This window comes from Bradyrhizobium sp. UFLA01-814, from assembly GCF_046718885.1.
Taxonomy (GTDB): Bacteria; Pseudomonadota; Alphaproteobacteria; order Rhizobiales; family Xanthobacteraceae; genus Bradyrhizobium; species Bradyrhizobium elkanii.
In genome coordinates, this window is the sequence record NZ_JAQOSR010000031.1 from 1 (window position 1) to 22,337 (window position 22,337).

At 65.3% G+C, this 22,337-nt stretch carries 20 protein-coding genes; 16 read left to right on the top strand and 4 right to left on the bottom strand.

The window, feature by feature from the left end; translation table 11 throughout:
* Positions 1-281, top strand: a 281-nt coding sequence (locus PMN64_RS12060) for a type I secretion C-terminal target domain-containing protein (protein WP_411780854.1), incomplete at its 5' end; no start/stop codon positions are given.
* Between the two features lie 98 nt (positions 282-379).
* Complete coding sequence (locus PMN64_RS12065; protein WP_411780855.1) at positions 380-2,614, top strand: CHASE2 domain-containing protein; 2,235 nt, start codon at positions 380-382, stop codon at positions 2,612-2,614.
* A gap of 145 nt (positions 2,615-2,759) precedes the next feature.
* Here the strand turns inward: PMN64_RS12065 and PMN64_RS12070 are convergent, their stop codons facing one another.
* Positions 2,760-4,367, bottom strand: coding sequence for an ABC transporter substrate-binding protein (locus PMN64_RS12070; RefSeq protein WP_411780856.1), 1,608 nt, complete (start codon positions 4,365-4,367; stop codon positions 2,760-2,762).
* Between the two features lie 209 nt (positions 4,368-4,576).
* Here PMN64_RS12070 and PMN64_RS12075 point away from each other — a divergent pair, with 209 nt between their 5' ends.
* The 7 genes from PMN64_RS12075 (at position 4,577) to PMN64_RS12105 (ending at position 11,935) form a co-directional block, all read left to right on the top strand.
* The gene (locus PMN64_RS12075; RefSeq protein WP_411780857.1) at positions 4,577-6,229 is read left to right on the top strand and encodes an ABC transporter substrate-binding protein; all 1,653 of its coding nucleotides are present in this window, start codon (positions 4,577-4,579) and stop codon (positions 6,227-6,229) included.
* A gap of 196 nt (positions 6,230-6,425) precedes the next feature.
* Positions 6,426-7,379, top strand: coding sequence for an ABC transporter permease (locus PMN64_RS12080; RefSeq protein ID WP_411780858.1), 954 nt, complete (start codon positions 6,426-6,428; stop codon positions 7,377-7,379).
* Positions 7,380-7,381: 2 nt separating this feature from the next.
* Positions 7,382-8,269: an ABC transporter permease gene (locus tag PMN64_RS12085; RefSeq protein ID WP_193375416.1), complete on the top strand. Its 888-nt coding sequence runs from the start codon at positions 7,382-7,384 to the stop codon at positions 8,267-8,269.
* 3 nt (positions 8,270-8,272) lie between these two features.
* Complete coding sequence (locus PMN64_RS12090) at positions 8,273-9,346, top strand: ABC transporter ATP-binding protein (RefSeq protein WP_411780859.1); 1,074 nt, start codon at positions 8,273-8,275, stop codon at positions 9,344-9,346.
* Entirely contained in the window at positions 9,343-9,552 is a 210-nt protein-coding gene (locus tag PMN64_RS12095) for a hypothetical protein (RefSeq protein ID WP_028339145.1), read from the top strand. The genes PMN64_RS12090 and PMN64_RS12095 overlap by 4 nt, the downstream gene beginning before the upstream one ends.
* Positions 9,549-10,961 (top strand): amidase, encoded by a 1,413-nt coding sequence (locus PMN64_RS12100; RefSeq protein WP_411780860.1) that lies wholly within the window; start codon positions 9,549-9,551, stop codon positions 10,959-10,961. The genes PMN64_RS12095 and PMN64_RS12100 overlap by 4 nt, the downstream gene beginning before the upstream one ends.
* Entirely contained in the window at positions 10,958-11,935 is a 978-nt protein-coding gene (locus PMN64_RS12105) for an ABC transporter ATP-binding protein (protein WP_304497581.1), read from the top strand. The genes PMN64_RS12100 and PMN64_RS12105 overlap by 4 nt, the downstream gene beginning before the upstream one ends.
* A gap of 1 nt (position 11,936) precedes the next feature.
* Here PMN64_RS12105 and PMN64_RS12110 read toward each other — a convergent pair whose 3' ends face one another.
* Positions 11,937-12,845, bottom strand: coding sequence for a LysR substrate-binding domain-containing protein (locus tag PMN64_RS12110; RefSeq protein WP_411780861.1), 909 nt, complete (start codon positions 12,843-12,845; stop codon positions 11,937-11,939).
* Between the two features lie 109 nt (positions 12,846-12,954).
* Between PMN64_RS12110 and PMN64_RS12115 the strand changes: the two genes are divergently transcribed.
* The 3 genes from PMN64_RS12115 to PMN64_RS12125 all read left to right on the top strand — a co-directional run bounded on the left by PMN64_RS12115 (position 12,955) and on the right by PMN64_RS12125 (position 16,963).
* A complete protein-coding gene (locus PMN64_RS12115; RefSeq protein WP_028339141.1) occupies positions 12,955-13,755 on the top strand; it encodes an acyl-CoA thioesterase domain-containing protein in 801 nt (266 codons plus the stop codon).
* A gap of 149 nt (positions 13,756-13,904) precedes the next feature.
* Positions 13,905-15,656 (top strand): type I secretion system permease/ATPase, encoded by a 1,752-nt coding sequence (locus PMN64_RS12120; RefSeq protein ID WP_028339140.1) that lies wholly within the window; start codon positions 13,905-13,907, stop codon positions 15,654-15,656.
* A complete protein-coding gene (locus PMN64_RS12125) occupies positions 15,653-16,963 on the top strand; it encodes an HlyD family type I secretion periplasmic adaptor subunit (RefSeq protein WP_411780862.1) in 1,311 nt (436 codons plus the stop codon). The genes PMN64_RS12120 and PMN64_RS12125 overlap by 4 nt, the downstream gene beginning before the upstream one ends.
* A gap of 284 nt (positions 16,964-17,247) precedes the next feature.
* Here the strand turns inward: PMN64_RS12125 and PMN64_RS12130 are convergent, their stop codons facing one another.
* Positions 17,248-17,730: a CinA family protein gene (locus PMN64_RS12130; protein ID WP_028339138.1), complete on the bottom strand. Its 483-nt coding sequence runs from the start codon at positions 17,728-17,730 to the stop codon at positions 17,248-17,250.
* 173 nt (positions 17,731-17,903) lie between these two features.
* Between PMN64_RS12130 and PMN64_RS12135 the strand changes: the two genes are divergently transcribed.
* The 4 genes from PMN64_RS12135 to PMN64_RS12150 all read left to right on the top strand — a co-directional run bounded on the left by PMN64_RS12135 (position 17,904) and on the right by PMN64_RS12150 (position 21,180).
* Positions 17,904-18,980 (top strand): amidohydrolase family protein, encoded by a 1,077-nt coding sequence (locus PMN64_RS12135; RefSeq protein WP_411780863.1) that lies wholly within the window; start codon positions 17,904-17,906, stop codon positions 18,978-18,980.
* A complete protein-coding gene (locus PMN64_RS12140; RefSeq protein ID WP_411780864.1) occupies positions 18,977-20,086 on the top strand; it encodes an amidohydrolase family protein in 1,110 nt (369 codons plus the stop codon). The genes PMN64_RS12135 and PMN64_RS12140 overlap by 4 nt, the downstream gene beginning before the upstream one ends.
* Before the next feature lie 53 nt (positions 20,087-20,139).
* Complete coding sequence (locus PMN64_RS12145) at positions 20,140-20,553, top strand: Rieske (2Fe-2S) protein (protein WP_050403872.1); 414 nt, start codon at positions 20,140-20,142, stop codon at positions 20,551-20,553.
* A gap of 114 nt (positions 20,554-20,667) precedes the next feature.
* Positions 20,668-21,180: a class I SAM-dependent methyltransferase gene (locus tag PMN64_RS12150; protein ID WP_411780865.1), complete on the top strand. Its 513-nt coding sequence runs from the start codon at positions 20,668-20,670 to the stop codon at positions 21,178-21,180.
* A gap of 39 nt (positions 21,181-21,219) precedes the next feature.
* Here the strand turns inward: PMN64_RS12150 and tcuB are convergent, their stop codons facing one another.
* Positions 21,220-22,323: a tricarballylate utilization 4Fe-4S protein TcuB gene (gene tcuB, locus PMN64_RS12155; protein WP_411780866.1), complete on the bottom strand. Its 1,104-nt coding sequence runs from the start codon at positions 22,321-22,323 to the stop codon at positions 21,220-21,222.
* Positions 22,324-22,337: the final 14 nt, after the last annotated feature.

Genomic DNA, 22,337 nt, shown 5'->3' on the forward strand with positions numbered 1-22,337 from the left:
AGGACATATTCTTTGGGTCGGACTATCAGGACAAGTTCGTGTTTGCGCCGAACTTCAACCACGACACGATCCTGAACTTCACGCCAGGCCAGGACCAGATCGACCTGTCCACGGTCGTCTCGGCAAGCACCTTCAGTACCTGGTTCGATCAGCATGTTGCGACATCGCCGACGAACTCGGCGGATACGCTGATCACGGTCGACGGCGCAGACACGATCACATTGCACAATGTCGCCAAGGCGAGCCTGTCCCAGAACGACTTCATCATTCATTTTACGTGACAAACGCGCGGCCGTGCCGCCGCGGGTCTGGTCCGGCTGATTGTGCACTGCGTGCTTGCTCGATTGGAACAATCCTGCGCGCGTGATATCCAGATGGCATGAAACGGCTGAAGGCGATACGCAGGTGGTTCGCACGGCGCTTCGGCTATGCGCGGCTGGTCTGCGTGGCGCTGTTGATCGGCATTGCCGCGCTGCGGATCGTGGATCCGGCTCCGGTCCAGGAGCTTCGCGTCAGGACGTTTGACACATTCCAGGCGCTGCAACCGCGCCAGAAGACCGCGCGGCCCGTCACCATCGTCGACATCGACGAGAAGAGCCTCGCCGATCCCCGGCTCGGACAGTGGCCGTGGCCACGGACGCGGCTCGCCGATATCGTCACCAATCTCACCCGGCTCGGCGCCGTGGTGATCGCGTTCGACGCGGTGTTCTCCGAACCGGACCGTCTCAACCCCGATATCGCCGCCGATACCTTCAGCAGCCTTGATGAGGAGATGCGCGCCAGGCTCCGGCAGCTGCCGAGCAACGACAGCATCATGGCCGAAGCCATCAAGAACTCGCGCGTGGTGCTCGGCGAATCCGGCGGACCCAACGTGCGCGCCGACCTCAACGAAAAGCTTCCGGTCACCGGACTTGCGATGCTCGGCGAGGAGCCGCAGCCTTTCATGTACATGTTCCCGGGGTTGCTGCGCAACATGCCGGTGCTCGAGGAGGCGGCTGCCGGGCGCGGCCTGTTCACGATCAGGCCGGAGCGCGACGGCATCGTCAGGCGCGTGCCGATGATCATGGTGGCGCAGGGCATCACCATGCCGTCGCTGAGCTTCGAGATGCTGCGGGTGGCGAGCGGCTCGGGCACGATCCTGATCAAGGCCGACAAGGCCGGTATCAAGAGCCTGGGTCTCAAGGGCTTTGCGATCCCGACCGATCTCCACGGCCAACTCTGGATCCACTACGCCCGCCGCGATCCCTCGATCTATGTCTCGGCCGTCGATGTGCTGGACGGGCGCGTCTCACCGGACCGAATTGCCGGCAAGCTGATCGTGATCGGCACCTCGGCGATCGGGCTGAACGACATCAAGACGACACCGGTGACGCCGGCGATGCCCGGTGTCGAGGTTCATGCCCAGGTGCTGGAGAGCGCGCTGACTGGCGATGTCGTTTCGCAACCGAATTACGGCATCGGCATCGAGTTCTTCGCCGCGCTGATCATGGGGCTCCTTGTCATCGCCTTCGCGCCGAAATTCGGTCCGATCACACTGGTCGCCGTCGGCGGGATGTTCGCCTCGGTGCTGATCGGCACATCCTGGTATTTCTATTCCCAGCACCGGCTGCTGATCGACTTCACCTATCCGCTGATGTCGACCACGGCGATCTATCTCACGCTGATCTTCTCCGCCTTCGTGCGCGAGCAGCAGCAGCGCCGACAGATCAGGTCGCAATTCGTGCAGTACATGTCGCCCGCGCTGGTCGAGCAGCTGGCGCAGTCGCCGGAGCGGCTGGTGCTCGGCGGCGAGGAACGCGAGATGACCATCATGTTCTCGGACATGCGCGGTTTCACCTCGATCTCGGAAACCTATAAGAGCAATCCGCAGGGCCTCACGGCGCTGATGAACCGCTTCCTTACCCCGCTTTCCAACGCGATCCTCGCCCGCAAGGGCACCATCGACAAATATATGGGCGACGCCATCATGGCGTTCTGGAATGCGCCGCTCGACGACAAGCAGCACCAGCTCAACGCCTGCGATGCGGCGCTCGACATGCTGGAGCGCGTCGACGACCTCAACCGTGAGCGCGAGCAGGAGGCGAAGGACGGTGGCCATGTCTATGTGCCGCTCAACATCGGTGTCGGTCTCAACACTGGCTCCTGCGTGGTCGGCAATATGGGCTCCGATGTGCGCTTCGACTATTCGGTGTTCGGCGACAGCGTCAATCTGGCCTCCCGGCTCGAGGGGCAGTCCAAGGAGTACGGCTTCCCGATCATCGTGGGATCGAAGACCGCGCTCGCGGTGAAGGAGAAGTTCGCGATCCTCGAGCTCGACTTCATCATGGTCAAGGGCAAGAAGGAGCCCGAGGTGATCTACGCGATTGCCGGCCGCGAGGATGTCGCGAACTCCGGCCGCTTCCAGCGGCTGCGCAACCTGACCATCGAGATGCTCGCCTGCTACCGCGGCCGCGACTGGGACGGTGCGCTCGCCGCGATCGAACGCGGCCGCAAGACGGACGAGGCGCAGACGCTGCAATATCTCTACCGACTCTACGAGGCGCGCATTCGCGCGTTCCAGAAAGAGCCGCCGCCGCAAGACTGGGACGGCGCGTTTGCGTTGACGACGAAATAAGGCGACGCAAACCCGATGTCGTCCCGGCGAAGGCCGGGACCCATAACCACAGATGGGTGTTGTTAGAAAGCCGTCTGGCCGCTTGCCTATTGCGCCGGCCGCGGCGTATGGGTCCCGGCCTTCGCCGGGACGACGGTCCAGAGATTTACTCCAGCCCGATCTGAGTCAGATCCTGGAACCAGTGCTGCGCCTGCACGAAGGTTTTCACCTTCGGCGACAGCGCGTGCGGATTGGTATCGTGCACCACCCACACCAGCGCGGCGTCGTCGACGATCAGCGCATGGGCCTGCGCCAGCAGTTCATCCTGTTTGGCGGTATCGAAGGTCTGCTTGGCCTCGTCGATCAGCGCATCGACCTTCGGGTTCTTGTAGCCGCCCCAGTTGACGCCGACCGGCGCCACCTGGCCGGAATGGAAGAACCGCACGATGGCGTAGAGCGGATCCGAGGTGACATAGGCGATGTTGTTGGCGGTGATGCCGGCGTTCATCTCGTCCGCCGCGCCCTTGCGCCAGTGCGTATATAATGTCTCGAGCTCGACCACCTTGAAGTCGATGTCGATGCCGATCTCCTTGAAGCTCTGCTGCAGGAATTCGTTCATCGGCAGCGACAGCATCTGCCCGGTGCCGCCCTGGGCGATGATGAAGGTCGCCTTCAGCGGCTTGTCCTTTGAATAGCCGGCTTCCTCCACCAGCTTCCTGGCGGCTGCGAGGTCGTATTTCAGTTCAAAGGCCGGCTTGCCGAACCACGGGCTCGACGGGTCGACCTGGCCCTTGGCGGGCTTGGCGAGGCCGTTCATCAGGCCAACCACCGCATCGCGGTCGATCGCGAGGTTGAGCGCCTTGCGCAGGCGGATGTCGTTCCATGGCGAGCCCGGCAGCACGCTTAAGTGATAGTTCCACACATGCGGCGTCACGTTGTCGACGATCCTCATGCCGGCGGCCTTGAGCTGCGGCACGGCGTCGGGCGCCGGCGTTTCGATCAGGTCGACCTGGCCGGCCAGCAGCGCGTTGGTGCGGGTCAGCGCTTCCGGCATCGGAATCAGGATCATCTTGTCGACCTTCGCAAGCCGCTTCTTGTCCCAATAGTCCGGGTTCTTCGTCAGCTCGGCGAGCTCGCGCGGCACCAGCTTGGTCAGCTTGAACGGACCGGTGCCGGAGGGCTGAGTGGCGAACTTGTCCCAGTCCTTGCCGAGCTTTTCATATTGCGCGGGGCTCGAGACCAGGAACCAGAGCATCTGATAGGGGAAGAAGGAGTCGACCGTCTTGGTGGTGATCTCGATGGTGAAATCGTCGATCTTGGCGTAGCTCGCGACCGAGGGCAGGCGGGTCTTGACCTGCGCGCTCTGCCGCTTGTCGAATTGAAGTGCCTTGTCGTTCAGCACCTTGTCGAGATTCCAGATCACCGCGTCGGCATTGAAGTCGCTGCCGTCGTGGAACTTGACGCCCTTGCGCAGCGCGAAGCGCCATTTGGTCTTGTCGTTGTCGTCGACCTTCCATTCGGTCGCAAGCCCGGGCACCAGTTTGCCCGGCCGGTCGGCAACGTCCATCTCCCAGGCCACCAGCGGATCGTAGATCGTGTAGGCGGTGAACTGATAGGCGCCGGCGCCGCGATCGGGCTGGCCGGTGGTCAGCGGGATGTCGGCCATCGAGATGCCGTAGCGCACAATGGACTCTGCTTGCGCGGATTTCCCCGGCCAGCACGCGGTCAGGGCAAGCGCCATTGCCGCCATCAGGATCGAATTGCGCGCACGCATATGAAGGCTCCGTTGGAAAGATGTCGGAGCCAAATCCTGCAAGCATGATGCCAGAATAGGCATCTTCGCTCCGTTCAGGCGCGAGGTGGGAAGAAATGACGCGCCCGGCGGTTATTTGCTGATGAACTATTCCCCTTGGCACAGGCATTGCATACGCTTGCCCAAGAAATAATCACCAAAACGTCACCAGACTCGAAGGGGCTGCTCAGATGCGTAACAGGAAAACCAATGCGACGGCGATCATGCTGGCGCTTGCGATAGCCACAGGCGTGCCGGCGATCGCCAGCGCGGAGAGCGTGCTGCGCATTGGCATGACTGCTGCCGATATTCCGCGCACGCTCGGTCAGCCCGACCAGGGGTTTGAGGGCAATCGCTTCACCGGGCTTACGATGTATGACGCGCTGACGATGTGGGACCTGTCCTCGTCGGACAAGGCGAGCGCGATGATCCCCGGCCTCGCGACCGAGTGGAAGGTCGACGATGCCGACAAGACCAAGTGGATTTTCAAGCTGCGCCCCGGCGTCACCTTTCACGACGGCTCGCCGTTCAACGCCGACGCCGTGGTCTGGAATGTCGACAAGGTCTTGAAGCAGGACGCGCCGCAATACGATGCGAGCCAGGTCGGCGTCACCGCCTCGCGCATGCCGACGCTGGTCTCCGCGCGCAAGATCGACGACATGACGGTGGAGTTGACCACCAAGGAGCCGGACAGCTTCCTGCCCATCAACCTCACCAATTTGTTCATGGCGAGCCCGGCCAAGTGGCAGAAATTCTACGACAAGGCCGAAGGCGCCGACGCCAAGGCGAAGTCGCAGGCCGCTTGGGCCGCGTTCGCCAAGGACGCGTCGGGCACCGGGCCCTGGAAGATGTCGAGCTTCACCCCGCGCGAGCGGCTCGAGCTGGTGAAGAACGAGAATTACTGGGACAAGGCGCGGGTACCGAAGGTCGACAAGATGGTGCTGTTGCCGATGCCGGAGGCCAATGCCCGCACCGCGGCGCTGCTGTCGGGGCAGGTCAACTGGATCGAGGCGCCGGCGCCGGACGCGCTGCCCGAGATCAAGCAGCGGGGTTTCAACCTCTATTCCAACGAGGAGCCGCATGTCTGGCCGTGGCAGTTCTCGCGCGTCGAGGGCTCGCCGTGGAACGACATCCGCGTCCGCAAAGCTGCCAATCTCTGCGTCGATCGCGAAGGGCTGCGCGACGGCCTGCTTGCCGGCCTGATGGTTCCGGCGACCGGCACGTTCGAGCCCGGCCACCCCTGGCGCGGCAACCCGACCTTCCAGATCAAATACGACAAGCCGGCCGCGCAGAAGCTGATGCAGGAGGCGGGCTTCGGTCCGAACAAGAAGCTGACGGTCAAGATCCAGACATCGGCGTCCGGCTCCGGCCAGATGCTGCCGCTGCCGATGAACGAGTATCTGCAACAGGCGTTGGCCGAGTGCTACTTCGATGTGCAGCTCGACGTCATCGAGTGGAATACGCTGTTCACCAACTGGCGGCGCGGCACCAAGGATCCGACCGCCAACGGGTCGAACGCCATCAACGTCACCTATGCGGCGATGGATCCGTTCTTCGCGCTGGTGCGTTTCCTGCAGTCGGGCATGGCGCCGCCGGTGTCGAACAATTGGGGTTTCAACAACAACCCGAAGTTCGACGAGCTGGTGAAGAAGGCCCGCCAGACCTTCGAGCCGGCGGCGCGCGACGCCGCGCTCGCCGAGCTGCATGCGGCCTCGGTTGACGACGCGGCCTTCCTTTATGTCGCCCACGACGTCGCACCGCGCGCGATGAGCCCGAAGATCAAGGGCTTTGTGCAGCCGAAGAGCTGGTTCGTCGACTTCTCGCCGGTCACGGTCGCGCCGTGAGGCGCTAGTCGCGCAACAGGTGCACCCTCTCCCCTGTGGGAGAGGGTGGCTTCGCGGGAGCGAAGCCGGGTGAGGGGTTGTCTCCGCGGACACGCCTCCCTGAGATGAAATGATTGTATCCGCGGATAGAAACCCTCATCCGGCGCGCTCCGCGCGCCACCTTCTCCCACAACGGAGAAGGAAGAAAGAACGCAACGTGTTCGCCTATACGTCCAGACGGATCGTCTACGTTATTCCGATCGTGCTCAGCGTGGCGCTGGTGTGCTTCCTCCTGGTGCACATCACGCCCGGCGACCCCCTGGTCGCGGTGCTGCCGGCCGATGCCTCGCAGGAGCTTGCCGCGCAGTTGCGCACGGCCTACGGCTTCGATCGTCCGTTGCCGGTGCAATTCGGCCTGTGGCTGTGGCGCGCGATCCATGGCGATCTCGGCAATTCGATCGCGACCGGGCGGCCCGTACTGACCGAGGTGATGCGCGCCGTCGGCAACACCGTGATGCTGGCGATCGCGGCCGCGATGATCGGCTTTACGCTCGGCCTGCTGTTCGGCCTGATCGCCGGCTATTTCCGCGACACCTGGGTCGACAAGGTCGCGACCTCGGTTGCGATAGCCGGCGTGTCGCTGCCGCATTACTGGCTCGGCATGGTGCTGGTCATCATCTTCTCGGTGCAGCTCAACTGGCTGCCAGCGGTCGGCGCAGGTCCCGGCGGATCCGGCGCCTGGGCGTGGGACTGGGAGCATCTGCGCTATCTGGTGCTGCCGGCGATCACGACCTCGGTGATCCCGATGGGTATCGTCACCCGCACGGTGCGCGCGCTGACCGGCGACATCCTGAGCCAGGACTTTGTCGAGGCGCTGCGCGCCAAGGGCCTGCGCGAGACCGAGGTGTTCCGCCACGTCGTCAAGAATGCGGCGCCGACCGCGCTCGCGGTGATGGGTCTGCAGCTCGGCCATATGCTGGGCGGCTCGATCCTGATCGAGACCGTGTTCTCCTGGCCGGGGTCAGGTCTGCTCCTGAACTCGGCGATCTTCCAGCGCGATCTGCCGTTACTGCAGGGCACGATCCTGGTGCTGGCGCTGTTCTTTGTGCTGCTCAATCTCCTGGTCGACATCGCGCAGGCCGCGATCGATCCGCGCATCAAGCGGAGCTAACCATGAGTGCGATGTCAGATACTGCATTACAGGCCGCTCCCGCGAGCAAGGCGCGCGGCTATTGGGCGACGGTTGCCCGCCGCATCAGGCGCGACAAGGTCAGCATGGCCTGTGCCATCATCCTGGTGCTGATCTTTGCCTCGGCGCTGCTGGCGCCGTGGCTGCATCTCGCCGATCCCTATCAGGGGTCGATGATCCGCCGTCTCCGCCATATCGGCACGCCGGGCTATCCGCTCGGCACCGACGAGCTCGGCCGCGACATGCTGGCGCGGCTGATCTATGGCGGGCGGCTGTCGCTGGTCATTGGCATCCTGCCGGTGATCTTCGCGTTCGTGATCGGCACTTCGCTCGGCCTCGTCGCCGGCTATGTCGGCGGCAAGCTCAACACCGCGATCATGCGCACGGTCGACGTGTTCTACGCCTTTCCCTCGGTGCTGCTGGCGATCGCGATCTCGGGTGCGCTCGGCGCCGGCATCACCAATTCGATCGTGTCGCTGACCATCGTGTTCGTGCCGCAGATCACCCGCGTCGCCGAAAGCGTCACCACCGGCGTCCGCAACATGGATTTCGTCGAGGCGGCGCGCGCGTCCGGCGCCGGCCCCTTCACCATCATGCGCGTGCACATGCTCGGCAATGTGCTGGGCCCGATCTTCGTCTACGCCACCGGCCTGATCTCGGTGTCGATGATCCTTGCGGCCGGTCTCTCGTTCCTTGGGCTCGGCACCAAGCCGCCGGAGCCGGAATGGGGCTTGATGCTGAACACGCTGCGCACCGCGATCTATGTCAATCCGTGGGTCGCGGCGTTGCCGGGTGCGATGATCTTCGCGGTCTCGATCTGCTTCAACCTGCTCAGCGACGGCATGCGCAGCGCCATGGACATCAGGAATTAGAGCATGAGCGACGCCAATCTCTCCGTCGATATGCTGGAGCCGGTCGCCGACCTCGGCGGCGCCGCGCAGCCGCTGCTGCAGGTCAAGGGACTGACCAAGCACTTCCCGGTGCGCGGCGGCCTGTTCAGTCCGCGCAAGACCGTGCGCGCCGTCGACGACGTTACCTTCGCGGTCATGAAGGGTGAGACCGTCGGCATCGTCGGCGAATCCGGCTGCGGCAAATCGACCACCGCGCGGCTGTTGATGCATCTGATGGCGCGCGATGCCGGCGATATCATCTATGACGGGCGGCAGGTCGGCCCGTCGCTCTCGCTGCGCGATCTGCGGCGCGGGGTGCAGATGGTGTTCCAGGACAGCTACGCCTCGCTCAACCCGCGCCTCACCATCGAGGAATCGATCGCCTTCGGGCCAAAGGTCCACGGCATGGCCGACGACACGGCGCGGACGCTGGCGCGCGAGCTGCTCGGCAAGGTCGGCTTGCGGCCGGAGATTTTTGCCAACCGCTATCCGCACGAGGTGTCCGGCGGCCAGCGCCAGCGCGTCAATATCGCGCGCGCGCTCGCGCTGTCGCCGCGGCTCGTGATCCTCGATGAAGCGGTTTCCGCGCTCGACAAATCGGTCGAGGCGCAGGTGCTCAATCTGCTCGCCGACCTCAAACGCGAATTCGGCCTCACGTACCTGTTCATCAGCCACGATCTCAACGTCGTCCGCTACATCTCCGACCGCGTGCTGGTGATGTATCTCGGCGAGGTCGTCGAACTGGGCCCGGTCGATGCGGTCTGGGACGCGCCGGCGCATCCCTATACCCGCGCGCTGCTGGCAGCGATGCCGTCATCCGATCCCGACAAGCGCACCGAGGTGCCGCCGATCTCGGGCGATCCGCCCAATCCGATCGATCCGCCGTCGGGCTGCCGGTTTCACACCCGTTGCCCGTTTGCGGAGCCGCTCTGCGCAAACGACACGCCAAAACTCAGCGATCTCGATACAATGGGCCATCAAGCGGCGTGCTACATGGCCATTCCCGGCTCGGGGCACAGCCGCGCGCCGGCAAAAGCAAAAGGAGAAAACGCGGCATGACCAGACCCACTCCCAAGGACGTCAAGGTGATCGCGCACGTCGCCGACGTGCCCGCCGACGACGACGTCGCTACCCGGATCGCCAATTCGATCGGGCCGGCATTCGACGGCTTCGCACCGATCTCCGGCACGCTGCCCTTCGATCTCGAACCCGCGAGCTTCCTGCTGGCGCAGATCGCGCAGAAGATCGAGAAGGTGTCGAAATGAGCTCTGAACCGGCCCTGATGACGCTGACCGCGGTCGCCAAGGCGATTGCCGACAAGAAAGTTTCCTCGCATGAGGTGACGCGCGCCGTGCTGCATCGCATTGCGGAATGGCAGCCGCGCCTCAACGCCTATATGGCTGTTGAATCCGAGCAGGCGCTGGCCGCCGCCACCGAGGCCGATGCCGCGCTCGCCAAGGGCAATAGTCGCGGTGCGCTGCATGGCGTGCCGCTGGCGCACAAGGACATGTATTACGACGCCGGCAAGGTCGTGACCTGCGGCTCGCTGATTCGTCGCGACTTCGTGCCGAAGACGACTGCGACCGCCCTGCAGCGGCTCAAGGATGCCGGACAGGTCCGCCTCGGCTCGTTGCAGATGGTCGAGTTCGCCTATGGGCCGACCGGCCACAACGTGCATTACGGCGCGGTGCGCAATCCCTGGAACACCGAGCACATCACCGGCGGCTCGTCGTCGGGCTCGGGCTCGGCGGTCGCCGCGCGGCTCACCTTCGCGGCGCTCGGCTCCGACACCGGCGGTTCGGTGCGCATGCCCGCGCATTTCTGCGGCGTCACCGGCCTGAAGACGACGGTCGGCCGCGTCAGCCGCGCCGGCGCGATGCCGCTGTCGCAGTCGCTCGATACGGTCGGCCCACTGGCGCAGACCGCGGAGGACTGCGCGCTGCTGCTCGGCCTGATGGCTGGGGCGGACCCGGAGGACCTGACAGCGTCGACGCAGCCGGTGCCCGACTACTTGGCCGCGACCAAGCAGTCGCTGAAGGGTCTGAAGATCGGCGTCCCGACGTCGTTCTATGTCGACGACCTCGACCCTGAGGTGGCGCGTATCCTCGACGAGACCATCGCCACCTTGAAGAAAGAGGGCGCCGAGATCGTCAAGGTCGAGTTGCCCGATCAGCGCCAGCTCTCCTCGGCATCGCAACTGGTGCTCGCGGTCGAGGCTGCCGCCTTCCACAAGCGCTGGATGATCGAGCGGCCGCAGGATTACGGCGCGCAGGTCTTGATGCGGCTGCAGAACGGCCTGACCGTTCCGGCGGTCACCTATCTTGAGGCGATGCGCTGGCGCGGCCCCGCGCTCGCCGCGCACAACGCGGCGGTCAACGGGGTCGATGCGGTCATTGCGCCGTCGTCGCCGGTGCCGGCGCCCACGATTGCCGAGAGCGATGTCGGCAATGGTCCGGGCGCCGACGCGGTGCTGCAGCGGCTGACGCGCTTCACCCGCCCGGTCAACTATCTCGGCCTGCCGTCGCTCTCGATTCCCTCCGGCTTCACCAAGACGGGTCTGCCGGTCGGCATGCAACTGATCGGCCGCTCCTTCGAGGAAGCGGTTCTGCTCCGGATCGGCGCCGCCTTCCAGCGCGCGACCGATTTCCACGCCAGGGTGCCCAAGCTCGCATGACCAACCTCGTCGAGATCAACAACCTCAACATCCGCTTCACCGGCGATCGCACGGTCCATGCCGTGAACGATCTCAGCCTGTCGCTCGGCGAGGGCGAGGTGTTGGGGCTGCTCGGCGAGTCCGGCTCGGGCAAGAGCGTGACGCTGCGCGCGTTGATGCGGCTGTTGCCGAAGAAGCGCACACAGATCTCCGGCAGCGTCAAGGTGCTGGGCCAGCAGGTGCTGGCGATGGACGACGAGGCGCTGTCCGCATTCCGCGGCCAGACCGTCTCGATGATCTTCCAGGAGCCGGCGCTGGCGCTCGATCCGGTCTACACCATCGGCCGCCAGATCGCGGAGACGGTGATGCGCCACGAGGGCAAGAGCGAGCGCGAGGCGACGGCCCGCGCGCTTGAAATGCTCGAGGTGGTGCGGATCCCCTCCGCGAAGCGGCGGCTGGACTCCTATCCGCACGAGATGTCGGGCGGCATGCGCCAGCGTGCGATGATCGCGCTGGCGCTGGCCTGCAAGCCGAAGATCCTGCTCGCGGACGAGCCGACCACGGCGCTCGATGCCACCGTGCAGATCCAGATCCTGCTGCTGCTGCGCGAGTTGCAGCGCGAGTTCGGCATGTCGGTGATCTTCGTCACCCACGACATTGGCGTCGCGATCGAGATCTGCGACCGCGTCGCGGTGATGTATGCCGGCCAGATCGTGGAGCAGGGCGCCCTGCGCGACATCGTGCGCTCGCCGGTGCATCCCTATGCAAAGGGTTTGCTGGCCTCGACCATTCACGGCGCGATGCGCGGCCAGCGGCTGGAGACGATCCCGGGCACGCCGCCTTCGCTCGATCACGCGCCGTCCAGTTGCTCCTTCGCACCGCGCTGCAAGTTCGCCGAGCCGCGCTGCAGCGAGCGCTTGCCGCCGGTCGTGCAGGTCGCGCCCGGCCGTTTGGCACGGTGCATCCTGGCCGAGCCGGCGCCCGCCACGGTTTAGTCTAGCTCGCGCGAGCGACCGCGTCCGTGATCCAGCGCCGCACCGCGGCGATGCGGCGGTCCCGCGCCTGCTCGGTGCGGGAGACCAGGTAGATCGTCTCGCTGTATGCGGCCTCGAACGCAAACGGCGCCACCAGCCGCTTGCCGAAGCCCGGCCGCGCCTTGATCAGGGGCGCGATCGCAATCGCGACGCCGAGCCCGTGTTCGGCGGCCTCCAGCATCGCCGGCACGCTGTCGAGCCACAAATGTCCGCGCGGAGCGAGATTCGGCAGCCCGGCCTCCTTCAGCCAGGCCGGCCACGCCCGCGGCTGCGTCGTGACATGGATCAGCACCTCGCGCGACAGGTCTGCAGGGGTCCGAAGACCTGCCTTGACCAGTGCCGGCGTACAGACCGGCATTCCTTTGACCTGCACCAGCGGCTCGACCTTCAGTCCGGCGGCGTGTTCCCGTCCGTAGCGGATCGCGACATCAACGCGCGAACTGTTGAAGTCGGCATATTGGTGGGTGGCCTCGATCCGCAGCGTCAGTTGCGGATGGCGCCGCTTGAACTCCGGCAGCGCCGGCAGCAGCACGGCGCTGGTGAAGAACGGCAATGAGCTGATCCAGAGCTCGCCGCCGGCCTCGCCGCGTTGCCGCAGCATGTCACGGCTCGCCTCCTGCAGCGTCGCCAGCGCGGCCGACACTTTTGCAAGGTAGCGCTCGCCGTCGTCGGTCAATCGCACCTGGCGCGCGCCGCGGACGAACAGCCTGGTGCCGAACTGCTCTTCCAGCCCGCGGATCTGATGGCTGATCGCCGACGGGCTCAGCGACAGGTCGCGCGCGGCGCGCCGGAAGCTGAGTTGCGTGGCCGCGCGCTCGAAGGCGAGCAGCGCCGGCAGCGGCGGGATCGCCCGCGGATCGGGGGCATCCAATGGGTGAATCCTGCTCACCTGAAGTGATGAATGGCCTTTTGTCATAGCCGCTATTCTTGGATCAGATTGGCCGAACGCTCAATCCTGCTCATCTCAGGGATCATTCGCCTTGGCCATCTTCGAACCGCTCGCCACGCCCCACCACTGGAAGCCGGCAGCGCTGGCGGCCGGGCCGTTCACCGGCCTTCAGGGCGGCGCGGTCGCAAGCCTGCTGACCGGCGAGGTCGAGGCCATGGCCGCCGCGCGCAATTGGGGCACCGCGATCTCGGCGGCGGCCTGGTTCCTGCGGCCGACGCCAATGGCGGAACTGCGCACGCACGTTACCGTGGTGACCGAAGGCGGCCGGGTCAGCGTGGTCGACAACACGCTCTGGCCGGCCGGTGAGGAGCAACCCTGCGCGACGGTGCGCGTGACGCTGTCGCGCGAGCGTGCCGTCGAGGTCCCGGGGTTTTACGGGAGCGCAGCCGATCCGGTGGATCCCACGGCATTTCCGTTGCGCAACCTGCGCGCCGGCCATGGCCATGGCCGCAGCTGGTTCATGGATGCGATGGAAGCCCGCGCCGGCGGCGATACCGCCTGGTTTCGCTTGCATCACGCCGTAATTGCGGACGCCGGTCCGCTGGCGCGGGTGCTCGGCCCGGCTGATTGGACCCACGGCATCGCGCGCCCGGTCCAGAACGTGGTGGCCGACCCCAATCCGAACCTCGCGGTGCAGCTGTTCAGGCCGCCGCGGGGCGCGTGGATCGGCGTTCGCGCCGAGGCCCGCTGGCGGCCGGAGGCCGGGCTCGGCGTCGGCAGCGGGGTATTGCTCGACGTGGATGGCGAGATCGGCCGGGTCTCGATGTCGGTCATTCTCGTGCCGTTTCCGAGAAGCGCGCCCGCGCAGGGCCAGGGTTCCGCGGCCGGTTAACCCTAATTATTCCGTCAACTGTCGGTGCGATCACAAAATTAGGCCGCGAACCATGCTTTGGTTCACGCGACTTAAAATGGACGGTGGTCGCAAACGTCTATACAACGTGGTGATCACGTAACTCTTTTGTTTTGCAGAGATCAGTTTTTATGGCAGCCGCGCCCGCTGTCCGGCGTTCCGAACTGGCTGAGGCGCTGCGCGCTTGCCGCAGCGCTTTTATCGGCGTCGGCCTCATCAGTTGCATGATCAACCTGCTCTACCTGACAGGTTCGATGTTCATGCTGCAAGTCTACGACCGGGTGCTGCCGAGCCGCAGCGTTCCCACCCTGGTCGGCCTCGTGGTCATCGCCGCGGTCCTCTACATCGCCCAGGGCGTGCTCGACCTGCTGCGCGGACGGATCCTCGGCCGCGTCGGCACCTCACTCGACGAAGCGCTCAACGCGCGGGTGTTCGACACCGTCGTGCGGCTGCCGCTGATGGCCGGCAATCGCAGCGAGGGCCTGCAGCCGCTGCGCGACCTCGACAATGTGCGCTCCTTCCTCGGCAGCATGGGTCCCGGCGCGTTCTTCGATCTGCCCTGGCTGCCGTTCTACATGGTGATCTGCTTTGCCTTCCATTGGCTGCTTGGCGTCACGGCGCTGGTCGGCGCGATCATCCTGGTGACGTTGACGCTGATCACCGAATATTTGTCGCGCACGCCGGCCAAGGAAGCGATGACGCTCGCGGCGCGGCGCAACGATCTCGCCGCCTCCAGCCGCCGCAATGCCGAGGTGCTGGTGGCGATGGGCATGGCCGGCCGCATGAACAGGCGCTGGAACGAGGCCAACGAGGAATATCTGTCCGGCAACCAGCATGCGAGCGACGTCACCGGCGGGCTCGGTGCGGTCGCCAAGGTGCTGCGCATGATGCTGCAGTCCGCCGTGCTCGCGGTCGGCGCCTATCTCGTGATCCATCAGGAGGCCACCGGCGGCATCATCATCGCCGGCTCGATCCTGAGCGCGCGGGCACTGGCGCCGGTCGATCTCGCGATCGCGCATTGGAAGGGCTTCGTCGCCGCCCGGCAGAGCTGGCATCGGCTCAACCGCCTGCTGCAGCAGATGCCGGCGCGTCCCGAGCAGACCCTGTTGCAGGCGCCGGAGAAGAAGCTCTCGGTCGAAGCCGTGACCATGGTCGCGCCGGGCGATCAGCGCGCCATCGTGCAGGACATCACCTTCGCCGTCGAGGCCGGCAGCGGCGTCGGCGTGATTGGCCCGAGCGGCTCCGGCAAGTCGTCGCTGATCCGGGCGCTGGTCGGCGTCTGGCTGCCGGCGCGGGGCAAGGTACGGCTCGACGGCGCCGCGCTCGACCAGTGGTCGTCGGACCAGCTCGGCCGTCATGTCGGCTATTTGCCGCAGGACGTCGAACTGTTCGCCGGTACGGTCGCGCAGAACATCTGCCGGTTCGATCCCGACGCCAAGTCCGACGGCATCATCGCGGCGGCCAAGGAGGCCGGCGTGCATGAGATGATCATCAAGATGCGCGAGGGCTACGACACCCAGGTCGGCGAACAGGGCACTGCGCTCTCCGCCGGCCAGGCGCAACGCGTGGCGCTGGCGCGTGCGCTGTACGGCAATCCGTTCCTGATCGTGCTGGATGAGCCGAACTCCAATCTCGACAGCGAAGGCGACGAGGCGCTGACCCGCGCGGTGCGCGGCGCCCGTGAGCGCGGCGCGGTCGTCATTGTGGTTGCGCACCGGCCGATCGGCATCGAGGGCGTCGATCATCTGCTGGTGCTGAAGGACGGACGCATGCAGACCTTCGGGCCGAAGGAAGCCGTGCTCGCGCAGGTGCTGCAGCGCGCCGCGCCGCCGGTGCCGACGCCGATCAAGATCGTCGCGGATGCGGGAGCCGCCAAGTCATGACCGATCAACCGCGCAACGCACATCGCTCGATCCGCAAGCATCTGATCGTCGGCCTCGTCGTGGTTCTGGTCCTGGGCGGCGGCGTCGGCGGCTGGGCCGCGACGGTGCCGATCTCCGGCGCGCTGATCGCGCCGGGCTCCGTGGTGGTCGAATCCAACGTCAAGAAGGTGCAGCATCCGACCGGCGGCGTCGTCGGCGAAGTCCGGGTGCGTGACGGCGACGTGGTCAAGGCGGGCGACATCGTCGTGCGCCTCGACGAGACCGTCGTGAAGGCCAGCCTTGCCATCGTGGTCAAGACGCTGAACGGGCTCTATGCGCGGGCGGCCCGACTCGAGGCCGAGCAGCAGGGCCGCGACAAGATCGTCTTTCCGCCGCAGCTCACCGAGCAGGCCAAGGATCCCGACGTTCGCGACATCATGGCGAGCGAAACCAAGCTGTTCGAGGTGCGGGTCAATGGCCGCACCGGTCAAAAAGCGCAGCTGCGCGAGCGCGTCACCCAGCTTAACGAGGAGATCTCGGGGCTTGAGGCGCAGGAGAAGTCCAAGGACAAGGAAATCGAGCTGGTGAAGACCGAACTGGTCGGTGTTCGCCAGCTTTACGAGCAGCATCTGGTGCAGCTCACCCGCCTGACCACACTGGAGCGCGACGCGGCGCGGCTCGCCGGCGAGCGCGCGCAATACATCGCCTCGCGCGCGCAGGCCAAGGGCAAGATCACCGAGACCGAGTTGCAGATCATCCAGGTCGACAAGGACATGGTCTCGGAGGTCTCGAAGGACCTGCGCGAGGCCAACGACAAGATCGGCGAGTTCGTCGAGCGCAAGGTGACCGCCGAGGACCAGCTCCGCCGTATCGATATCCGCGCACCACAGGACGGCGTGGTGCTGCAGTCGACCGTGCACACCGTCGGCGGCGTCATTACCGCGGGCGACGCCATCATGATGATCGTGCCGAAGGCCGATGATCTGTCGGTCGAGGCCAAGGTCAATCCGCAGGACATCGACAAGCTGCAGGTCGGACAGAAGACCGTGCTGCGGCTCTCCGCCTTCAACCAGCGCACCACGCCGGAGCTGAACGGCGTCGTCACCCGCGTCTCCGCCGACGTCACCACCGACCAGCGCACCGGGCAGAGCTACTACACCATCCGCGTCTCGATGCCGCCGGAAGAAGTCGCGCGCCTCGGCAGCGAGGTGAAGATCATCCCGGGTATGCCGGTGGAAGCCTTCGTCCAGACCGGCGACCGCACCATGCTGTCCTATCTGATGAAGCCGATGAGCGACCAGTTCATGCGCTCGTTCCGCGAGAAGTAGGTTCTCGCGTTACCGCTTTCGTAGCCCGGATGGAGCGAAGCGAAATCCGGGAACAGTCGTGCTGCGGATATAGCCGCCCCGGATTGCGCTTCGCTTCATCCGGGCTACGCCGTCTTCGTCAGGTTGCAGGCTCTTTCCTTGCGTCGTCCCTGCGAAAGCAGGGACCCATAACCACAGGATCGAGTTGTTGAAGCAGGCTGTGGCTCGAGCGGACCATCGTCAATGGCCATCGGTGGTTATGGGTCCCGGGTCGCGCTTCGCTTGCCCGGGACGACAGCGGAGATTTATTGCGACAAGTTCTTCAACAACAGCTCCAGCGCCGCCTTCGCAAATGCCTGCATGTTCGCCTGCCGGTCGCTGCTGGCGGTCTCCAGCGTGATTACCTGCTGCCGGGGGCCGGCGACCGCCATGCAGCTGTGACCGGCGGCATCGCCGTAGCGGTTGCCGGTCGGGCCGGCGGCACCGGTCTCCGACAATCCCCAATCGGTTGCGAGGCGCTCGCGAATCTGCCGCGCTAGCAATTGCGCGTAGGGTTCCGACGACGAACGGAGCCCGCGCATGGCATCGTCGGAAATATCCATCAGCGCGCGCCGCGCGTCGCGCGTGTAGATCACGCCGCCGCCGAGGAAATAGGCCGACGCGCCGGGAACCGCGAGCAGCGATGCGGAGATCAGTCCGCCGGTTGAGGATTCCGCGACCGCAATCGTCTGCTTGTTCGCGATCAGCTTTGCGGCGACCTGTTCGGCGATGGATGTGAGCGCGTTCATCGGCCTTCTTCCTCGTTGCTTGCCATGAAAATCCCGTGGGGCGTTCTGCCTTCCTAGCACAGCACGCAGGCCCTTGCCGAGTTGCAGGCCGCGGCATGGCCTGCTTGAATGCGAGCCAAGAACCAAGCGCCGCCCGACAAGCTTGTCGTAAGAGCGTGCGCGGAGGAAACATCATGACGTCGCCGATCGCGGGCGGCGTGGATTGCGATCTGCATCCCGCCGTACCTCACCTCACCAGCCTGCTGCCGTACATGAACGACTACTGGCGTGACCAGGTGACGACGCGCGGCATGACCGACCTGATCTCGCAATCCTATCCGACCAATTCGCCGATCGCGTCGCGGCCGGACTGGCGTCCCGCGCAAGGCAAGCCGGGCTCGAGCCTTGCGGACATGCAGCGCCAGGCGCTCGACCGGTTCGGCACGGCCTACGGCATCTGCAATCCGCTTTACGGCGTGCAGATGGTGTTCTCCGAGGACATGGCCGATGCGTTCTGCCGCGCGCTGAACGACTGGCTGGTCAAGGAATGGCTCGACAAGGACGATCGCCTGCGCGGCTCGATCGTGATCCCGGTGCAGAGCATCGAAAAGGCGGTCGCCGAGATCGAGCGCTGTGCGCAGGACAGGCGTTTCGTGCAGGTGCTGATGCTCGTGATGGGCGACATGCCGCTCGGCAAGCGTCACTACTGGCCGATCTACGCCGCGGCCGAACGGCTCGGCCTGCCGGTCGGCATCCATGCCGGCAGCGCCTATCACAATCCGCCGACCTCGGTCGGCTGGGGTTCCTATCACATCGAGGATTATGTCGCGCAGGCGCAGGCGTTCCAGACCCAGCTCACCAGCCTGATCGTCGAGGGCGTGTTCGCGCGCCATCCGAACCTGAAGATGGTGATGCTGGAGTCCGGCTTCACCTGGCTGCCGCCATTCCTGTGGCGGCTGCACAAGTTCTGGCGCGGCGTGCGCATGGAGACCCCGTGGGTCGACCGCGCGCCGCTGGAGATTGTGCGCAGCAACATCCGCTTCTCGCTGCAGCCGATCGATGCGCCGCCGGACGGAGACACGCTGAACCGCCTGTTCGACCATATGCAGTCGGACGAATTGATCCTATTCTCGTCAGACTATCCGCATTGGCAGTTCGATGGTGACGAGGTGCTGCCGCAGGGGTTGTCGCAGGATCTGGTGCGCAAGATCATGATCGATAATCCGCATGCGACCTATGGCCGGCTCAAGGTGAAGGAGATGACGCCATGAACATCCAGCTTCGCGAGCGCCCCGAAACCGCGTCGCCGACGAGCATCAAGACCGCGATCGCCGACTGCGACATCCATCCGGCCCGCGCCACCAAGGACGAGCTGTATCCTTATCTCGAAAAGCGCTGGCATGCGCATCTCGAGACCTTCGGCGTCCATGCCTATCAGGGCATGATGGAAGGCCCGCCCTATCCGAAGGCGCAGCCGAATGCGTCGCGCCGCGATGCCTATCCGCCGGAAGGCGGCCCGCAGGGCTCGTCGCTGTCCTTCATGCAGAAGCAGCACCTCGATCCCAACAATGTCGCGCTCGGCGTGCTCAACCCGCTCAACACCGGGCAGGGCATCCGCAACCAGGATCTCGCCGGCGCGATCTGCTCGGCCATCAACGACTGGCAGATCGAGAAATGGACCAGCAAGGATTCCCGACTGAAAGGCTCGGTCGTCGTCGCCAATGAGGATGGCGTGTCAGCCGCCGCCGAAATCCGCAAGCGCGCAGGCGACACAAATTTCGTCCAGGTGCTGCTGCTCAGCCGCAATGTCGAGCCGCTCGGCCAGCGTCGCTACTGGCCGATCTATGAGGCGGCACAGGAAGCCGGCCTTCCGATCGGCGTGCACGCCTTCGGCTTCGGCGGCAACCCGATCACCGCGTCGGGATGGCCGAGCTACTATATCGAGGAGATGGTCGGGCATTCGCAGTGCCAGCAGACCGCGCTGGCGAGCCTCGTGCTCGAAGGCGTGTTCGAGCGTTTCCCGAAATTGAAGATGGTGATGGTCGAGGCCGGGTTCGGCTGGGCCCCATCGCTGGCCTGGCGCCTCGACAAGGTGTTTGCGCGGCTGCATACCGAAGTGCCGCATCTGAAGCGCAAGCCGTCGGAATATATCCGCGACCACATCTGGTGGACGACGCAGCCGATGGAGGATCCGGAGAGCCGCGACCATTTGTTCCAGACCATCGAGTGGATCGGCTGGGACAGATTGTTGTTCGCGACCGATTACCCGCATTGGGATTACGACGAGCCGTCGCGCGTGCTGCCGGCCGGCGTCAGCGATGCCAATCGCCAGGCGTTCTATCTCGACAACGCCAGGCAGCTGTACGGTATCGCATGATCCGAAAAAGTGGGAACCGGTTTTTCGAATCAGATCATGCGTGAGAACGATTGATGGCGCGGCATGTGATCGCCCCGGTGGACGAGCTGCCGCCGGGTTCGCGAAAATTCCTCGAGATCGACGGACGGCCGATCGCGATCTTCAACGTCAAGGGCGAGTTCTTCGGCCTGCTGAACCGCTGCCCGCATCAGGGCGCGGCGCTGTGCGAGGGGCCGCTGATCGGGCTCGCCTCATCGTCCGATCCCGGCGAGATCGAATACACCAAGCTCGGTGAGATCCTGCGCTGCCCCTGGCACGGCTGGGAGTTCGACATCCGCACAGGCCAGTCCTATTGCGACCCGCGCCGCTTCCGCGTGCGCGCCTATCCGGTCAGCGTCGAGCCGGGCACCAATGTGGTGAAGGGGCCGTATGTCGCCGAGACCATCAAGGTCGCGGTAGAGAGCGACTACGTGGTGGTGGATTTGTAGCCGCGACCGTCCCGAAATCCTGTTCACCGGAGATGGCAATCGGTGAGCGCCGTGCAAAGCATCCTCTTGCGTGCGTTTGGCCGTCCTCGGGGTCTCCTGGGCAGGCTCGGCGGCATGATCATGGCGCGCACCAATGCCGATTGCGGCGCGTGGGTCGCAGATCGCCTCGAGGTCGGACCGGACGATAGCGTGCTCGAGGTCGGGTTTGGTCCGGGCGTCGTCCTTCAACGCCTGTCGACATTGGTGCCGGCGGCACGCGTCGCGGGCATTGATCCGTCGCAGGAGATGGTCGGGCAAGCTCGCGCCCGGAACGCGGCCGCGATCGAGGATGGTCGTGTCGAGCTTCGGCTTGGCTCCGTGGAGCGCATGCCATTCGATGCGGACAGCTTCGACAGCGTGCTGGCGATCAACTCGATGCAAGTCTGGCCGGACGCCGTCGCCGGGCTACGGGAGGTCCGGCGCGTGATGAAGCCGAGCGGCAGGATCGCACTCGGCTTTACGCGCTACTCCGGACAGCCCAAGGAAGGGGTCGCGGAAAAGATGACAGCAGCCGGCTTCACGCAGGCTCAGCTGGTCGAGACAAATGAGTGGTTCTGTGTTCTGGCGACAAAGCCCGATGCAGGATGAATTCGTAAGCCGGGCTACGCTGCGTTAACCCACCACCATTCATTCGGCCATCGTCTGCCGTTCGCGCGCATAGCGCACCAGCGCGACGAAGCGGTAGATGCCGTGCACGAATTTGCCGTAGGGCATGGTGATGAACAGCGCGAACACCACGCCGAGATGCAGCGCCAGCAGCGGGCCCATCGCGGCGGTCTCGCGCCACAGCAGCAGGGCGAGGCCGGTGATGCTGGTCAAGAACAGCATCAGGATGAACGCGGTATCCATGCCCATGCGCTGTTCGTCGACCAGCACGCGGTCGCGCTTCCATTTTTCGCTGAGCAGACCGAGTGGGCCGACCACGAGCCCGATTCCGCCGAGCGTACCGAGCACGACGGGCAGGTCCCACCACGCATAGGGCGCCTCGCGCGCCAAGAGGTAATGATACAGCGTGCCGACGCAGGTCGCGGCGAAGCACAGGATGAAGCCGTAGAACGTGAAGTGGTGATACAGCTTGCGGCGGTCGGTCGGCTGGTCGTCCTCGTTGAAGCAGCCGACACCGCCGCCGTCGAGATAGCGCAGCTCGCCGGCGTCGCGGACCGCCTGCAACAGCGCCTTCGCATCCGTCGTCATGCCGACCGGCTCGCCGATGTCGCGCCAGAACGCGCGCACGCCCATCACCAGCGCCAGGATCGCGTAGAGCAGGGCCAAGCCGAACAGCAGCGCCATCGCGTTGTGCGGAATCAATTTATAGAACGCGCCGGGACCGGTGTGGATGCCGGTGAGCACGCCGCGATCATTGATCGCGGCGAAGCCGAAGATGAAGGCGGCGACGCTGAGCGCTGCGATCAGGCTGATGACGAGGCCGTTGCGCGCGAACGCGCCGGCAAAGGCGCGCGGCCAAGCATAGGCGGCATAGGATTCGGCGCGCGCGACCGCAAGCGTCTTCGGTACATTGACGTTGAATTCGTGCGGCGGCGAGAACTGGCAGTCGGTGTAGCAGGCGCCGCAGCCATGGCAGAGGTTGGCGAGGTAGTTGAGATCGCCGTCGGAGAAGGCGCGGCGCATCTCCATCGCGGGAAACACCGCGCACAGGCCCTCGCAATAGCGGCAGGAATTGCACACCGTCATCAGACGGTCGGCTTCCTGCAAGATCCTCGTCCCGTGCATCGCGTCAGTCCCGC

Coding starts and splice junctions, on each gene's coding strand:
- PMN64_RS12070 (WP_411780856.1), bottom strand. CDS start 4,367: ATGCGTGCGCGCAATTCGATCCTGATGGCGGCAATGGCGCTTGCCCTG.
- PMN64_RS12125 (WP_411780862.1), top strand. CDS start 15,653: ATGACCGATCAACCGCGCAACGCACATCGCTCGATCCGCAAGCATCTG.
- PMN64_RS12100 (WP_411780860.1), top strand. CDS start 9,549: ATGAGCTCTGAACCGGCCCTGATGACGCTGACCGCGGTCGCCAAGGCG.
- PMN64_RS12105 (WP_304497581.1), top strand. CDS start 10,958: ATGACCAACCTCGTCGAGATCAACAACCTCAACATCCGCTTCACCGGC.
- PMN64_RS12075 (WP_411780857.1), top strand. CDS start 4,577: ATGCGTAACAGGAAAACCAATGCGACGGCGATCATGCTGGCGCTTGCG.
- PMN64_RS12130 (WP_028339138.1), bottom strand. CDS start 17,730: ATGAACGCGCTCACATCCATCGCCGAACAGGTCGCCGCAAAGCTGATC.
- PMN64_RS12120 (WP_028339140.1), top strand. CDS start 13,905: ATGGCAGCCGCGCCCGCTGTCCGGCGTTCCGAACTGGCTGAGGCGCTG.
- PMN64_RS12085 (WP_193375416.1), top strand. CDS start 7,382: ATGAGTGCGATGTCAGATACTGCATTACAGGCCGCTCCCGCGAGCAAG.
- PMN64_RS12065 (WP_411780855.1), top strand. CDS start 380: ATGAAACGGCTGAAGGCGATACGCAGGTGGTTCGCACGGCGCTTCGGC.
- tcuB (WP_411780866.1), bottom strand. CDS start 22,323: ATGCACGGGACGAGGATCTTGCAGGAAGCCGACCGTCTGATGACGGTG.
- PMN64_RS12095 (WP_028339145.1), top strand. CDS start 9,343: ATGACCAGACCCACTCCCAAGGACGTCAAGGTGATCGCGCACGTCGCC.
- PMN64_RS12140 (WP_411780864.1), top strand. CDS start 18,977: ATGAACATCCAGCTTCGCGAGCGCCCCGAAACCGCGTCGCCGACGAGC.
- PMN64_RS12090 (WP_411780859.1), top strand. CDS start 8,273: ATGAGCGACGCCAATCTCTCCGTCGATATGCTGGAGCCGGTCGCCGAC.
- PMN64_RS12150 (WP_411780865.1), top strand. CDS start 20,668: ATGATCATGGCGCGCACCAATGCCGATTGCGGCGCGTGGGTCGCAGAT.
- PMN64_RS12145 (WP_050403872.1), top strand. CDS start 20,140: ATGGCGCGGCATGTGATCGCCCCGGTGGACGAGCTGCCGCCGGGTTCG.
- PMN64_RS12135 (WP_411780863.1), top strand. CDS start 17,904: ATGACGTCGCCGATCGCGGGCGGCGTGGATTGCGATCTGCATCCCGCC.